15 protein-coding genes are annotated in these 15,012 nt (G+C 63.8%); 4 read left to right on the top strand and 11 right to left on the bottom strand.

The features are described from left to right. Positions 1–183 precede the first annotated feature (183 nt). Both ACT17R_RS03015 and ACT17R_RS03010 read right to left on the bottom strand, forming a co-directional pair. A complete protein-coding gene (locus ACT17R_RS03015) occupies positions 184–882 on the bottom strand; it encodes a pirin family protein (protein ID WP_444808962.1) in 699 nt (232 codons plus the stop codon). A gap of 54 nt (positions 883–936) precedes the next feature. Further along, on the bottom strand, positions 937–1,635 hold the full coding sequence (locus ACT17R_RS03010; RefSeq protein ID WP_444808961.1) for a pirin family protein: 699 nt from the start codon (positions 1,633–1,635) through the stop codon (positions 937–939). Positions 1,636–1,746: 111 nt separating this feature from the next. Here ACT17R_RS03010 and ACT17R_RS03005 point away from each other — a divergent pair, with 111 nt between their 5' ends. Beyond that, positions 1,747–2,676 (top strand): LysR family transcriptional regulator, encoded by a 930-nt coding sequence (locus ACT17R_RS03005; protein WP_444808960.1) that lies wholly within the window; start codon positions 1,747–1,749, stop codon positions 2,674–2,676. On the opposite strand, the gene ACT17R_RS03000 is transcribed toward ACT17R_RS03005, so the two are convergent. The 7 genes from ACT17R_RS03000 to ACT17R_RS02970 form a co-directional block, all read right to left on the bottom strand. Continuing rightward, positions 2,673–4,031, bottom strand: a complete 1,359-nt coding sequence (locus ACT17R_RS03000; RefSeq protein WP_444808959.1) for an alginate export family protein — start codon at positions 4,029–4,031, stop codon at positions 2,673–2,675. The genes ACT17R_RS03005 and ACT17R_RS03000 overlap by 4 nt on opposite strands. Next, positions 4,031–5,608, bottom strand: coding sequence for an MFS transporter (locus ACT17R_RS02995; RefSeq protein WP_062900507.1), 1,578 nt, complete (start codon positions 5,606–5,608; stop codon positions 4,031–4,033). Before ACT17R_RS02995 ends, ACT17R_RS03000 begins: the two co-directional genes overlap by 1 nt. Then, positions 5,605–6,015, bottom strand: coding sequence for a DoxX family protein (locus ACT17R_RS02990; RefSeq protein ID WP_444808958.1), 411 nt, complete (start codon positions 6,013–6,015; stop codon positions 5,605–5,607). The genes ACT17R_RS02995 and ACT17R_RS02990 overlap by 4 nt, the downstream gene beginning before the upstream one ends. Positions 6,016–6,018: 3 nt before the next feature. After that, entirely contained in the window at positions 6,019–7,950 is a 1,932-nt protein-coding gene (locus ACT17R_RS02985) for an amidohydrolase (RefSeq protein WP_444808957.1), read from the bottom strand. Beyond that, entirely contained in the window at positions 7,947–8,195 is a 249-nt protein-coding gene (locus ACT17R_RS02980; RefSeq protein WP_186402721.1) for a XapX domain-containing protein, read from the bottom strand. The genes ACT17R_RS02985 and ACT17R_RS02980 overlap by 4 nt, the downstream gene beginning before the upstream one ends. A 23-nt stretch (positions 8,196–8,218) precedes the next feature. Continuing rightward, the gene (locus ACT17R_RS02975; protein ID WP_217372569.1) at positions 8,219–9,055 is read right to left on the bottom strand and encodes an alpha/beta fold hydrolase; all 837 of its coding nucleotides are present in this window, start codon (positions 9,053–9,055) and stop codon (positions 8,219–8,221) included. A gap of 68 nt (positions 9,056–9,123) precedes the next feature. After that, on the bottom strand, positions 9,124–9,783 hold the full coding sequence (locus ACT17R_RS02970; protein ID WP_217372568.1) for a hydrolase: 660 nt from the start codon (positions 9,781–9,783) through the stop codon (positions 9,124–9,126). A gap of 512 nt (positions 9,784–10,295) precedes the next feature. Between ACT17R_RS02970 and ACT17R_RS02965 the strand changes: the two genes are divergently transcribed. From ACT17R_RS02965 to ACT17R_RS02955, 3 genes are read left to right on the top strand one after another with little or no spacing between them, the layout of a single operon-like run. Further along, positions 10,296–11,798: a sensor histidine kinase gene (locus tag ACT17R_RS02965; RefSeq protein ID WP_217372567.1), complete on the top strand. Its 1,503-nt coding sequence runs from the start codon at positions 10,296–10,298 to the stop codon at positions 11,796–11,798. Continuing rightward, positions 11,791–12,240, top strand: a complete 450-nt coding sequence (locus ACT17R_RS02960; RefSeq protein WP_086457017.1) for a response regulator — start codon at positions 11,791–11,793, stop codon at positions 12,238–12,240. Before ACT17R_RS02965 ends, ACT17R_RS02960 begins: the two co-directional genes overlap by 8 nt. 20 nt (positions 12,241–12,260) lie before the next feature. Then, positions 12,261–13,331, top strand: a complete 1,071-nt coding sequence (locus tag ACT17R_RS02955) for a response regulator (protein WP_234178581.1) — start codon at positions 12,261–12,263, stop codon at positions 13,329–13,331. Between the two features lie 177 nt (positions 13,332–13,508). Here the strand turns inward: ACT17R_RS02955 and ACT17R_RS02950 are convergent, their stop codons facing one another. Further along, positions 13,509–13,706, bottom strand: coding sequence for a CsbD family protein (locus tag ACT17R_RS02950; RefSeq protein ID WP_062900498.1), 198 nt, complete (start codon positions 13,704–13,706; stop codon positions 13,509–13,511). A gap of 261 nt (positions 13,707–13,967) precedes the next feature. Further along, positions 13,968–14,708: a Crp/Fnr family transcriptional regulator gene (locus ACT17R_RS02945; protein ID WP_186402726.1), complete on the bottom strand. Its 741-nt coding sequence runs from the start codon at positions 14,706–14,708 to the stop codon at positions 13,968–13,970. Between the last annotated feature and the right edge of the window lie 304 nt (positions 14,709–15,012).

The raw sequence follows: 15,012 nt of genomic DNA, 5'->3' as shown, positions 1-15,012 counted from the left end.
CCGCGACATTGATGTCTTAATTGCAGCGGCCCGCAGGCCGGCGTCACGCGCGTTGAATACACGCTGAAGATCTGCGGGGAAGAGCCAGTCGAAGTCGACAGGAGCCGCTCGGTCGGCGGGATCGATGCTTGACCACATGGTCATTTTCCTTGCTGTGATCGGGGCTTCGGCGCACCGTACGGGTCAGGGTAGATCGATTAGCAGCACCTCCGCGTCGGTTTCCGCTTCGATCGCAAGCCTGTCTTCCGAAGTGACCGCGGCGCCATCGCCTTCGCGCATTTCGGTTCCGTTGAGACTGACGATTCCTGCGACGACTTGAACCCAATAGCCGCGTGTCGGGTCGAGCGAGCGCATGAGGATATGGCGGTCGTCAAGGCGCGCGACGTCCATCACCGCGTCCTGCCGCAGCGTCAGCGATTCGTCGCGCGCATCACCGCTTGCTATCGTGACCCAGCGGTTGCGCGCACCGTCGTCGGCAAACGACCTTTGTTCGTAAGAAGGCGCGCCGCCAGCCTCGGCCGGAATAATCCATATCTGGAGCAGATGGGTGGGTTCGTCGGCACTGGGGTTGCGCTCGCTATGCCGGATGCCGGTGCCGGCACTCATCCGCTGCACCTCGCCCGCGCGAATGATCGCATTATTGCCCAGATTGTCGCGATGCACAACGGCACCTTTCAGGACGATCGTCACAATCTCCATGTCTTGATGGCCGTGCTCGGGGAAGCCAGCGCCGGGGACGACGCGGTCTTCGTTAAGCACGCGAAGAGCCCGGAATCCCATATGCCTTGGGTCGTTATAGTCCGCGAAGGAGAAGCTGTGACGGGCGTCGATCTGACCGCCTTGGTGACGGCCGCGCGCGCCGCGATCCCTGAACTGGATCATCTATTTTCTCCTGTGGCTGGAGCGCCGCCGCGATGGCGACGCTCCAGCCTTTCGTCATGCTGCGTCAACGAGGACGATCTCGCTGTCCTCGATCGCTGTCACGCGCAATATGTCCATATCGCTGATTGCTGCGCCGTCGCGTGCATTCACGCGGAGGTTGTCGATCTGCACCGCGCCACTCGCCGGGACGAGATAGGCCTTGCGGTCCTTGCCGAGCGGATATTCGGCAGTCTCGCCGGCCCGCAGTGTCGCGCCGACGACGCGCGCGTCGGTGCGGATCGGCAGCGCGTCATTGTCATTGTCGTAGCCCGAGGCGAGCGTGACGAATTTGCCCGAGCGTTCGCCCTTGGGGAAAGGCTTGGCGCCCCACTGCGGCGCTTCGCCGCTGCGGGTCGGAACGATCCAGATCTGAAAGATCTTCGTGGTGACGTCCTCGAGATTATATTCCGAATGGCGGATACCCGTTCCGGCGCTCATGACCTGCACGTCGCCGGCTTCGGTACGGCCCTTGTTGCCGAGATTGTCCTGATGCGTAATCGCGCCTTCGCGGACATAGGTGATGATTTCCATGTCGCGGTGCGGATGCGGCGGGAAGCCGGTTTGCGGCTGGATCGTGTCGTCATTCCAGACGCGCAAATTGCCCCAGCTGGTGCGCGCGGGATCGTGATAGCCCGCGAACGAGAAATGATGCTTGGCGTCGAGCCAGCCGTGATTGGCGCCTCCAAGGCTGTCGAAAGGGCGAAGTTCGATCATTTTGTGTCTCCAGGGCGCGCCGGGGTGGCTGCCGTTGAAAAGCTTTTAGACATTGCCCGCCATTTGGTTCAGTGGGATAAATTGCATCGAACTGTTCGAGGAAGTGGAAAAGTGAACAATCCCGGCACCCCGACGCTGGACCAGCTTCGCATCTTCCTTGCTATCGTCGACACGGGCAGCTTCGCGGCGGCGGGTCGTCAGCTCAATCGCGCGGTTTCGGTGATCAGCTACGGTATTTCCAATCTTGAGGCGCAGCTCGGCCTCACGCTCTTCGAACGCGAGGGAACGCGCAAACCGCAGCTCACCGTCGCGGGCCGCGCGCTGTTGTCGGAAGTTCGCGCGATTTCCGTCGGTATCGATGGCCTGCGCGCCAAGGTAAAGGGGATGCTCGACGGCTTGGAGGCCGAGGTCGATCTCGCGGTCGACGTGATGCTGCCGTCCGAAAGGCTCGGCAAGGTGCTGCGTGCTTTTGCGGCCGAGTTCCCGACGGTGCAGCTGCGGCTTCATGTCGAAGCGCTCGGGGCGATTACCGCAATGGTTCTCGATCGCAAGGCGATCCTTGGCATATCGGGGCCGCTGGCCGCCGGGGTCGAGGGGGTCGAATGCATAGCGGCGGGATCGATCCCAATGGTCCCGGTCGCCGCGCCTGACCACCCGCTTAGCCGGATGGAACGTATCCCGCCGGGCGCGGGACGCGACTATACGCAGCTTGTCCTGACCGACCGATCGCGGTTCACCGAGGGGCGCGACTATTCGGTGATGAGTCCCAAGACCTGGCGACTTGCCGATCTCGGCGCCAAGCACGCGTTGCTGCGCGAAGGCATAGGCTGGGGCAATATGCCGCTGCCGATGATCGAGTCCGATCTTGTCACGGGAACGCTGATCCAGCTTGCGATGCCCGATCATCCAGGAGGGACCTATCGCTTTGCGGGCGTCTGGCGCCGTGACACGCCGCCCGGCCCGGCGGCATTGTGGCTGCTCGAACAATTTGTCGAGCTCGGACAGGATGATGCCGAGCTTGGCGGGATGATCGATCTCTAGAGCTTCAGCATTGCCTCGGCTCCAACCATTTGGATCGTGCGGGCTGGTCCCGTGTCGCGGATATAAGAGCCGGGGCGAAAGGCGGAGAGCGAGGCGGCGAAGGACAGAAGCGTCGTCGCTTGCCAAGCAACCGAAATTTCCAGCTGGTCGCCGATGTGGCGCGCTTCGCTGCCGCCAGCGGGACGGATGAGGCCGCCCGGTATGTCGTAGATGCCGTCGCCGCGGCTTTCGCGCCAGAAGCGTGCGGCGACGAGTTCGAGCGACGCCCCATCGCCAAGGTCGAAATCGATGCTGGGATGGAGGTTGATGATGTTGCGCGGCCCGATCGGCGACAGTTCGCCGAAATATTTGCCCTTCGGGAATAGTGCATTGAAGGTGCCGAGTCTGTCGTCCGTGGCATCGCGGTCGCCGCTGGCGATGTTTGCGCGAAGGCGCAGGCGCGGCTTCAGGGCCGCCTGCGGAAAGCTCCAGCTGGTTTCGGTCGCGAGCGACCAGGCGCGAATACGGTCGCCCGCGAAGTGGCCCCGCTGCAGCATCGCTTCCCAATTCCAGCCCAGGTCGCCGCGGCGTCCGAAGAAGCGCAGCCCGTATGTGTCGCGCATCTCGCGCCCGGCGCGACTGGCAAAGCGCGCGGCTTCATTGGAATATCCCAGCCAATAGGCGTCGACCCCGATGTCCTTGGCGGGCGTGACGGTCACGTAAAGCCCGTCGAGCCGCCGGGTCGTTGACGTGCGGTCGTCGAAATCGCCGGCACCGATCGCCACGGGGCGGAGATGAAATGCGTCGAGGCGGACCGGGCCAATATCCGCGATTGCGCGCACGCCGTCGAAAGCCTGCGGGATATTGGGGCCATAGCGGATGCCGACAAGGCGCTCTGACCCGAGCGCAACGAGTTCACGCCCGCCGCGCAGTGTCAGCTTGCCGGCCCCGCCCAGCGCGACGCGGACGTCGGCAAAACCCTGCAACAGGTCGATCCCGCTTTCGTCGGCCGGGCCCTTGCCCGCAGCGACACCGCGCGCATAGCCGGCGATACCCTGCACGAAGACGCGCGCCGGGCCGGCGTGAAAATCCGCATGCGGCATGACACGCAGCCAGAGATAGCCATCGTCGGGCGCCGGCGGATCGCCCCACAGATTGTTGCCGAAGCCCTCGAAACGCGCCCGTGCTTCGGCGCCGAGGGTCAGATAGGCATCGCCCGTGTCATCGAGCGGCACATATTTGGGCTGCCGCCAGCCTTCGCGCGGCATGTCGCGCAGAAGCGACCAATCCTCGTCGTAGCGCAAATTGGTCTGCTCGACCGATTGCGCAAAGGCCGTTGCGGGCGCGAGCGCGGCGAGGAGCAGGAGGTGGCGCATCAGCGGGTGACGAAATGGCGCACGACTGGCGCCTCGCCGTTCAGAAAGGCAGCGAGCGCGTCCTGCTGCACGCGGTCGGCGTTGGTGACGCGATCATGCTGGCGCAGATGTTCAAGCCAGCTTTCGACGGTGAAGGTTTCCACCACTGTGCCGGGCGCCGCGGTATCCTCGTAAACACCCCAATGGATTGCGCCGTCGCGGCGGCGAATGCGGCGCATCGCCTGCATTGCGGTGAAGAAGTCGGACAGCTTCGCCGGGTCGACGTGATATTCGATCGTCACCAGCACCGGTCCGCTGTCATGTTCGACCGCGCCGTCGACAAGCGGCGCAGGCCAATGCGACGAAGGCGCAAGATCGAGCGCGCTCGCGCGGTCGAGCGGAAAGCGCCAGGCGAGGATCAGGCTCGCTGCAACGAGCAAAGTGGCGGACGCAAGCAGGGTCGATGGCACGCCGATGTGCGAGGCGATCGATCCCCACAAGGTCGAGCCCGCCGCCATCGAACCCTGGAAAATGAGCAGGTAGATGGCGAGCGCGCGCGCCTTGACCCAGCCCGGCGAGGTTGCCTGAGCGCCGCCGTTGAGCGACGCCATCATTGCGATCCATGCGAGTCCCGCGACGAACAACGCCGCCGCAGCGGTCGCGAATTGCGCAGCCTGCGACAAGCCCGCCATGGCGATGGCGAGCAGGATCGAGGCGGCGAGGGTGATCGCATTGGCGCCCATTGTGCCGCGCAGCTTTGGCATCAGCATCGCGCCGCCGATCGCGCCCAATCCCATGAAGGTGAGGAGGCCGCCATAGCCAAGCGGGCCGAGCCCGAGGTCGCGGCGCGCTATGATCGGCAGCAGCGCCCAGAGACCACTGGCGAAGAGGAAGAAGCCGACTGAGCGGACGAGCACGACCTTGAGTTCGGGCGCTCGCAGCGCATAGCGCAAGCCGGCGCGCATCGCGCCTACCATATGCTCGGCGGGCAGGTGCCGATCGGGAGCGACACGCCGCCAGCGCGCGAGCACCACCAATATGCCGAGGATGGAAAGGGCATTGACGGCGAATACTGCGCCCGGCCCGGATGCTGCGATGATCAGGCCGCCGAGCGCGGGGCCGATCGCGCGCGCGATGTTGACGCCCAGCGAATTGAGCGCGACCGCCTGTTGCAGTGCGGGTCCTGGCACGAGTTCGGGGACGATCGCCTGGAAGGCAGGCGCCGAAAAGGCCGCGCCAATCGCGATGGCGGCGGTAAAGGCGAGCAGGACCCGGGCGTCGGTCAGACCCGCGAGCGTCAATGCCGACAGAATTGCCGCGCCGGTTAGGCCGAACAGTTGCGCCCCCATCAGCAGCTTGCGCCGGTCGACGATATCCGCGAGCGCTCCGGCGGGAAGCGCGAGGACGAACATCGGAAAGGTTGTGGCGGCCTGCACCAATGCGACCATCAGCGGATCGGGCGACAGCGAGGTCATCAGCCAGCCCGCCCCGACGTCGTGCATCCAGGTGCCGATGTTCGAGACGACCGTGGCAATCCACAGCGCGCGGAATAGCGGGCTTGCGAGCGGACGCGGGGGAGGGGAAGCCGTGTCGGTCATGATTTTTGCGTCCGCAGGATCGCGGCGAGCATCAGGCCGCCGATCAGTCCGACATGTTCAAGGAAGCTGTTACGCTCGTGAAAGCGCGCCATTTGGTCGGCGACCTCCCAGACGGGATGCGCGATCAGCGTCGCCGCGGCGGTGAATACGCCGAGCGCGCCCGCGCCGAGCCACGCCTGGCGGCCAAGGATGACGAGGAGCGAACCGCCGATCTGGACGAATATTGTTGCGATGACGGTGAGTATCGCAGGTTCGAGCCCGAAATGCCGGGCCTCGCCAAGCGCGCCTGACATATCGAATAATTTGGTGATCCCGCTCGTCCAATAAGGCAAGGTGAGAAGCGCTGCAGCAAGGGTTGAGAAGCCGCGCTTGCCAAGCAGGCGGGCGATGGGAGCGGGCGCGTTCATCGATCAGACTGCCCAGCAACCGCAGCCGAACGCGCCCCAGAAACTCTGGACGTCGGCGGCGGGGGTGTTGGCGCCGAGCGCTGCGGCATGGTCATGGCCGTGGACGGCGCAAGACGAAGCGCAGCCGCATGCGGATGCCATCTTCTGCGCGCCTTCGGGGCGGCGATGATAGCCGCCGAAGGTCGCGACCGGCGACCAGTCGGGCATCGGCTTGGGCAGCGTGGGGGCGATCGGGCCATAATCGCCCTCGCCATGCACGATCTTGCCGCCGAGTATGGTCAGCACCGAACGCAGATGCACGATCTCGCTTTCGGCGACGCTGAAATAGTCATCCGAAAGCAAGGCGAGATCGGCGAGCTGGCCGGCCTTGATCTGTCCCTTCTTGCCGACCTCGTTCGAGAACCATGTATTCTTTTCGGTCCACAGGCGCAGCGCGGTTTCGCGGTCGAGGCGGTTGCGGACGGGATAGAGGTTCGTGCCGCCGAGCGTCTTGCCGGTTACGAGCCACGAGAGCGAGACCCACGGGTTGTAGCTCGCGACGCGCGTCGCGTCGGTGCCCGCGCCGACGGGGATTCCGGCCTCCATCATCCGCTTGATCGGCGGGGTCGCTTCGGCGGCCTTGGCGCCATAGCGTTCGATGAAATATTCGCCCTGGAACATCATCCGGTGCTGGACCGCAATGCCGCCGCCGAGCGCGGCGATGCGGTCGATGTTGCGCTCGCTGATCGTCTCGGCATGGTCGAAGAACCAGTTGAGGCCCTGAAGCGGGATATCCTTGTTGACCTTTTCGAACACGTCGAGCGCGCGGCCGATTGTCTGGTCGTAGGTCGCGTGGAGCCGCCACGGCCACTTCCGTTCCGCGAGCAAGCGGACGACGGGTTCGAGGTCGCTTTCCATGCTGGCCGGCATGTCGGGCCGCTCGACGCGAAAATCCTCGAAGTCGGCGGCCGAATAGACGAGCATCTCGCCCGCGCCATTGTGGCGGTAAGTGTCGTCGCCGTCGCCGGGTTTAACCTGGGTCGACCAGGTCGCGAAATCCTTGAGCTCTTCCTTCGGCTTTTGCGTAAAGAGGTTGTACGCGATGCGCAGCGTCATCTCGCCATCCTGATGCAGCTTTTCGATGATCTGGTAATCGTCGGGATAGTTCTGGAAGCCGCCGCCCGCGTCGATCACGCTGGTCACGCCCAATGAATTGAGTTCGCGCATGAAGTGCTTCGTCGAATTGAGCTGATACTCCTCGGGCAACTTCGGACCCTTGGCGAGCGTCGCATAGAGGATGGTCGCATTGGGCTGCGCCAGCAGCAGACCGGTCGGGTTGCCCGCGGCGTCGCGGACGATCTCGCCGCCCGGCGGGTTCGGCGTGTCCTTCGTGTATCCGACCGCCCGCAGCGCGGCGGCATTAAGCAGCGCGCGGTCGTAGAGGTGGAGGATGAACACTGGCGTCTCGGGCGCCGCGGCGTTGATCTCGTCGAGCGTCGGCAGGCGCTTTTCGGCGAACTGATGCTCGGTAAAGCCGCCCACGACGCGCACCCATTGCGGCGGCGGGGTGTGTTCCGCCTGGCGTTTCAGCATTGCCATCGCCTCGGCGAGGCTCGGCACGCCGTCCCAGCGCAGTTCCATATTATAATTGAGCCCGCCGCGGATGACGTGGATGTGGCTGTCGATCAGCCCCGGGATCAGACGGCGGCCTTTGGCATCGATGACGGTTGCGTCGGGTCCGGCGGCGGCGCGGACCGCCTGCTCACCGCCGACGCTCAGAAATTTTCCGTCGCGGATCGCGACCGCTTCGGCGACGGGATTGCCCTTGTCGAGCGTGGTCACCTTGGCGTTGACGATGATCAGATCCTTGGGGCTCATGGCGAAGCTTTCCGATGATGAGAGAAGGGCGGTGGTGGCGGCGCCGGCAAGCGCCTGGCGGCGGGTTATCGGGTTCATGCGTCATGCTCGCGGCGCTGCGGCGGTGCGCCGAGGACTTGGGGTGCACAATCTTCGCGGACGAAGCGAGCCAGTTCAGTGGTATCGGCGAGGCGCTTTACGACGGGGACGATCTGTTCGCCGAGCAGGATTCCGGCGAGGCCGACCAGCGCGACGACCGGAGGCGCGGGAGAACGGACACCGAGCAGGCTGTAGACAAGACCGGCGAGCAGTCCGGCGCCCAGCGAGACGAGATAGATTTTCACGGGTCCGTTCTCCCTTATTTGCCTCAGGCCTGTACGAAGGCCAGCAGGTCGGGGTTGATGACGTCGGCGTTGACCGTCAGCATGCCGTGGCTGAAGCCCTCGTAGATCTTGAGCGTCGCATTCGGCAGGATTTCGGCCTGGAGTACGCCGGCATTCTTGTACGGCACGACCTGATCATCGTCGCCGTGCAGCACGAGGGTCGGCACGCTGATCGCCTTCAAATCTTCGGTCTGGTCGGTTTCCGAAAAGGCCTTGACCCCGTCATAATGCGCCTTGGCGCTGCCCATCATGCCCTGACGCCACCAATTGTCGATTACGGCAGGAATGACGGTCGCACCCTCGCGGTTGAAGCCGTAGAAGGGGCCCGAGGGCAGGTCGCGGAAGAATTTCGACCGGTTGGCCGCCAGTTCGCTGCGGATTCCGTCGAACACTTCGATCGGCAGGCCGCCGGGATAGCGGTCGGTCTTCAGCATGATCGGCGGCACCGCCGATACCAGCGCCGCCTTGGCGACGCGGCCCTGGGGAATGCCGTAGCGGGCGACATAGGCTGCGACTTCGCCGCCGCCCGTCGAGTGCCCGATATGAACCGCGTTCCGCAGGTCGAGATGTTCCATCACGGCCGCCGCATCGGCCGCATAATGATCCATGTCATGACCCTCGCTCACCTGCTGCGACCGGCCATGACCGCGGCGGTCGTGCGCCACGACGCGGTACCCCTTGGCGAGGAAGAAGAGCATCTGGTTGTCCCAGTCGTCCGACGACAGCGGCCAGCCATGATGGAAGACGATCGGCTGCGCGTCCTTCGGACCCCAGTCCTTGTAGAAGATTTGGGTGCCGTCCTTTGTGGTTACATAGCTCATGACAAATTCCCTTCAGCATTTGGATGGAGTGGACCGGATTCAACAACCCTCCGGTCCGGCGGGTGAAATCACTTCGAGGCCTCGGAGGCGCCGAACATCGTCTTGGCATAGGTGATCCCAAGGCCGTAGGCGCCGCCCCATTTGCGAGCGATGCCGGTCGTGAGGTCATAGGTTTCGGCGCGCGCCCAGTCGCGCTGCAGTTCGAGCAGATATTGCAGCGAGGTGATCGGCTTCGCGCCGGCCTGCACCATGCGCTCGACGGCGCGCTCATGCGCTTCGGTCGAGATATCGCCGCTCGCGTCGGTGATGACATAGGCGTCATAGCCCTGTTCAAGCGCCGAGAGCACGGGGCCAACGATGCAGACCGAGGTCCAGAGGCCGGCGAACACGAGCCGCTCCTTGCCAATGCGATTGACTTCGCCGATCACGGCGGCGTCTTCCCAGGTGTTCATGCTGGTGCGATCGAACAGCGCTTGCCCCGGAAATGCATCGGTGATCTCACTGAACATCGGGCCCGAGAAGCTCTTCTCGGCAACCGTGGTCAGTATGGTCGGGACGGCGAAGCCGGCAGCGCTATTGGCGACCAGTGCCGCGTTGTTGCGAAGCAGTTCGGGTGCGATCGACTTGGTGGCGAACGCCATCTGCGATTGGAAATCGATGAGGACCAGCGCATGATCGCTTGGATCCAGCAGCGCCTTGGCGGGGGTCGGGGTGGCTTTGATCGACATGGGTGGCACTCCTTCTCTGGAAGATCGGTGATCCCGATCATTCGGGGTACAGTCGATCTACGCGGAGGCGGCCATCCTAAACAGTGAGATAAAATTGCCGCTTCCATTCTAAAATATAGAAAAGCAAATCATCAGCGCCGCACGGCGACCAGTGGATGTCATTGGGCTTTTATCAATAGCGGCAACGCGGCGGGCAAGACGGATCCAATGCGATTGTGTGGTCGGCTAGGTCTGGTAAGGATGGAGGCATGAGGCAGGGGATGCTTTTTATCGGGCTGGTCGCATTTGCGATCATGCTCATGCTGGCCATATTTTTCGCGGCACGCTTCGGGGATGAGGAGTAGCTCGCCCACCGCTCGGTCGATTGAACCTGAGAGGCGATAGGCGCGGCAGTTTGATCTAGGTTAAGTTCGCCCGGCCAGCGTTCCTGCGTTCGCTTTTCGAGGGCTTGCGCAATCTGTCCGGTCTCGCCATGGGTCTTCTCCACTCGCGGCGCGGAGACGGCAACCTCTATGGAATCGAAGAAGATCGCGTCGCTCGGACGCGACCGCCGCGCAAGCCGCACTATCGTAGCGCTGCTCGCGCTCGGATTTGTCGCGCTGCTCGTTGCTGCCGCGGCAACCTATTGGACCCAGCGCCAGAATGAGGAAATTGCCCAGCGCGTCTCGCACACGCTGCTGGTCGAGGCGCGACTTGGCGCCTTCGCGAGCGCCAATGAGCGGATGGAGACCGCAAGACGCGGGCTTTTGTTGACCAACGACCCGCGCTTCGCCGCGATCATGGACAAGGCCGAGGAGAGCGCCCGGGCACAGCTCGGCGAACTTGGCGCGTTGATCCGGGACAATCCGGAGCAGGTGGCGCGCGTGGCGCGGCTTCGCAAGCTCATCGACGCTTATGGCGCCTATAATCGCAAGGCGATCGGCGGCGGCATCGCGGCACGGCGCGCGGTCGTCGAGGGGTTTGCGAGCGATACGGGGGTCGCTTATGTCCGCGACGTTCGCAGGGTGGTCGATGCCATGATGGCGAACGAACTCGCGCTGCTTCGCGAGCGCGAAAGCAAGCAGCGGCGCACGCAGGCGCTATTCAACACCACGTTGCTGATCACCGGGCTGCTCATTCTGGCGGTCGCCGCGATCACGCTTCTTCTCATTCGCCGCAATCTCGTCGACCTTCGCCTGTCGCGCGAACAGCTTCGCCATTTGAACGAAAGCCTCGAGGAGCTTGTCGAAGCGCGCACCGCCGAGCTCAGCCGGGCCAATGCCGAGATCCAGCGCTTCGCCTATATCGTCAGTCACGACCTTCGCTCGCCGCTGGTCAATGTGATGGGCTTCACCGCCGAGCTGGAAGCGGCGCGCAAGGCGATCGCCGATTATCTCGCGCGCAGCGAGGAAGGAAATTGGCAGGCGCCCGATCCCGCGACCCGCCTCGCGATCGAGGAAGACCTTCCCGAAGCGATCGGCTTCATCCGCAGCTCCACCCAGAAGATGGACCGGCTCATCAACGCGATCCTCAATCTGTCGCGCCAGGGTCGGCGGTCGCTGGCGCCCGAACGGCTCGACCTTGGGCTCGTCGTCAAGACGATCGCCGACAGCCTCGAGCACCGCATCCAGGAAACCGGGACGCGGCTCGAAATCGGCGATTTGCCGCAGATCGTCAACGACCGGCTCGCCGTCGAACAGATACTCTCGAACCTCATCGAAAATGCGCTCAAATATCTCAAGCCCGGGCGGGCGGGCGTGATCGCCGTCAGCGGGCAATGCGAATATGGACGGGCATACGTCGAGGTAAAGGACAATGGCCGCGGGATCGACCCGCGCGACCATGATCGCATCTTCGACCTTTTCAGAAGGTCGGGAACACAGGACCAGCCCGGCGAGGGCATCGGTCTCGCACACGCCAGGGCGCTTGCCTATCGCCTTGGCGGCACGATCGACGTGCAATCGGCGCTGGACGAGGGATCGATTTTCCGTCTCACATTGCCGGTCGAATGGAAAGGCGGAGAAGAAAATGCCTGATCAACAGCAATCCGTGAATATCGTGATGATCGAGGATGACGAAGGTCATGCCCGGCTGATCGAAAAGAATATCCGCCGCGCCGGCATTTCGAACGCCATCCATCACTTTACCGACGGCACGTCGGCGCTCGACTTTCTCTATGACGCCGAAGAGGGGCCGGCGCGCAACGGTCCGGCGCTCGTCCTTCTCGATCTCAATCTTCCCGACATGAGCGGGACCGATATTCTGGCGCGGCTCAAAGGCGAGGGCAGTGCGCTGCGGCGGACGCCCGTCGTGGTGCTGACGACGACCGACGACAAGGTCGAGATCCAGCGCTGCTATGATCTGGGCTGCAATGTCTACATCACCAAGCCCGTGAATTACGAGAATTTCGCCGATGCGATCCGCCAGCTCGGCCTCTTTTTGTCGGTGATCCAGGTCCCCGATCCCGATCAGGCCTGACCGGAAGGGCTTCGTCGAGCGTGGCGCATATTCTCTATATCGACGATGACGAGGGCATCCGCCGCCTCGTCTCGCGCAATCTCGAACGCGAGGGGTTCACCGTCAGCCTGGCAGCGAGCGGCGCCGAGGGTGTGACGATGACCCGTGCGGGGCGTTTCGACCTTATCGCGGTCGATCATTATATGCCGGAGCAGGACGGGCTTTCGACGCTCGAAGCACTGCGCAGCGTCGCGGGCTGTCCGCCGATCGTCTATGTGACGGGTTCGGAGGAAAGCCGCGTCGCGGTCGCCGCGCTCAAGGCGGGCGCCGACGATTATGTCGTGAAATCGGTGGGCAGCGATTTCTTCGACCTGCTGGCAAGCACCTTCGGGCAGGTCCTCGAACGCGCCAGCCTCCGCCGCGATCGCGAGCGCGCGGAGGAAGAACTCAGGGCCAGCAACGCACGGCTCGAGGCGCTGCTGACTGAAGTCAATCACCGCGTCGCGAACAATCTCCAGATGATCATGTCGTTCGTCGCGCTCCAGGCGAAAACGCTTCCCGACCCCGAAGCGCGCGAAGCGCTCAAGAAGACCCAGCAGCGGATCGCGACCGTCGCGCAGGTGAACCGCCGTCTCTACACCAGCAATGACGTCGAATTCGTCGCGATGGACGACTATCTGGAGGGCCTCGCCGCCGACCTCGGCGCCAGCTGGTCGACCGGCGCGGCGCGCCGCGACGTGCGCGCCGAGGCCGAACCCCTGCGGATCGCCACCGACAAGGCCGTCGCGCTCGGCATGATCGCCAATGAATGGGTGAGCAACGCCTGCAAATATGCCTATGGGAACGACGAAGACGGCGAAGTGAGGATTATTCTGCGCCAGAGCGGCGATCGCACGGTCGAACTCGGCGTCGAAGATGACGGGCCTGGTTTTTCGGCCGGCGTCCCGGCGCAAGGCACCGGGCTGGGTACAAAGCTCATCGATGCGATCGCGCGAACGCACCGCGCTGAGGTGCATTATGAGCCCGGTCAGGCGGGCGGACGGGGAATGCGGGCCCGAATCCTATTGCCCCTCAAGGCCGGCGAACTCAAAGTCTTCGAGCCCGCCATCTGAGCCTTTTTGCCCGGGGAAGGGCCGGCGCGGCGCAAGCTTGGCGTTGGGCGCGATAAGACGTGCCGGTCGGCGCCTCGGATAGCCTGACCTATTGCGAAGCTTGCGCCAATAGGCTGTTCCGCACATGAAAAAGCCCGCGCGGCAGCAGCGCGCGGGCTTTCCTGAACCTCGCGGAGATCAGTAGCTGTTTTCGAACTCGTCGATCTCGCGCTCGGCTTCATCTTGGGCGCGGCCATATTTTTCTTGGATCTTGCCGGCAAGCACCTTGCGGCTGCCGTTGATCTGGTCGACCTCGTCGTTGGTGAGTTCGCCCCATTTCTTCTGAACATGGCCTTTGACCTGTTCCCAATTGCCCTTGATCGTGTCGTTGTTCATGATTGGTCTCCATTCTGTGTGATGGATGAACGATTGCGGGAAGCTGACCGTTCCGCTGGAGTGCCGATTTACCGCGCGCTAAAAGACCCCGTTTAACATGGGTTAAACACGAGTTTTTCAGGTGGCGTCGCGCATTGGGCGACTCGCGATATGCTTGCCGCGCGCGCAATTGGCGCGGGTTGCGCGAGGGGGGGGCAAGCTTGCGGAACCGGGCACACGCGCGGGAAAAGTCGCTGCCCGGCTTGCGTCTGCCTCAGCCGATCAGGACTGATCGCGGTGGAGATAGAGGTCGGAGAAGTCCGCGACCGCGATCAGGGCATCGAGATCGGCAATCCGGATCCCGCGACCTTCGCGGACGATCGAACCCGAGCGCTCGAGCGCCTTGAGGGTCCGGTTCACATGCACCGGCGTCAACCCGAGAACGTCGGCAAGCTGCTCCTGGGTGAGCGGCATTTTGCGCACGTCGAGCCCGCCCCAGTGGGTGTCGTCCAGCCGGAAGTGGAGCTCGCACAAAAGATGGGCGAGCCGCGCGAGTGCGTTGCGGCGCCCGTTGTTGAGCAGCCATTTGCGACCGATCGACGCTTCGATGAGAATATCGACCATGACGGCGCGCGCGATCGCGGGTCGGGCCTGCACGAGCCGCTCGAAATCCGAAATCATGATCACGGTCAGTTCGACGGCGGTGAGCGCCTGCAAATTATGATCGACGGTGCGAAGATACATCGACTGGAAATCGAGCGGGTCGCCAGGGATCTTGATCGCGACGATCTCGCGGCCGCCATCGGGGGTCGTCTTCTGGCGGTAAGCAAAGCCCGATCGCAGCACCGGGCAGATATCGGATCGCTCGCCTTCGCGCAGGATATAGTCATTGGGTTCAAGGTGCCGCGTGCGATGCGGCAGAGCGGCGATCGCCGCCTGGTCTTCGGTGGACAGGAGGCTGTGGCTGAGCAGCTTGGCCAGAAACACACCCATGCCGGGTGGCGCCTTGTCGCGGTCGAACATTATCAATGCCTTTCCTTGCCGCGGACGACGTGCGCTCGGCTTATGGTGTGCAATGCTCTAACCGCTATCGCGGAACGCGCAATATCGAGATTGCCGAGCGCGCAGCGCTTCGCGCATCGGTCGGTCAACGTCGCGCGTCGATGCCGCTTATTGCGTCATTTGCCGCAAGGCGTCGCCGGTAAAGGCGGACGTACCTGTCAGGATCCTGGTCGGTCTTTTTCCTCGGTTGATCGATCATCGTCGCGAGGCCGCGCCGCCGCAGTCGCGAAGGCGCTGGCGCGCGGCGTGGGATGGATCGCGATAG

It is taken from the genome of Sphingopyxis sp. Q841, from assembly GCF_052384365.1.
GTDB lineage: Bacteria > Pseudomonadota > Alphaproteobacteria > Sphingomonadales > Sphingomonadaceae > Sphingopyxis > Sphingopyxis terrae_A.
This window is presented reverse-complemented; position numbering and strand designations above follow the sequence as displayed.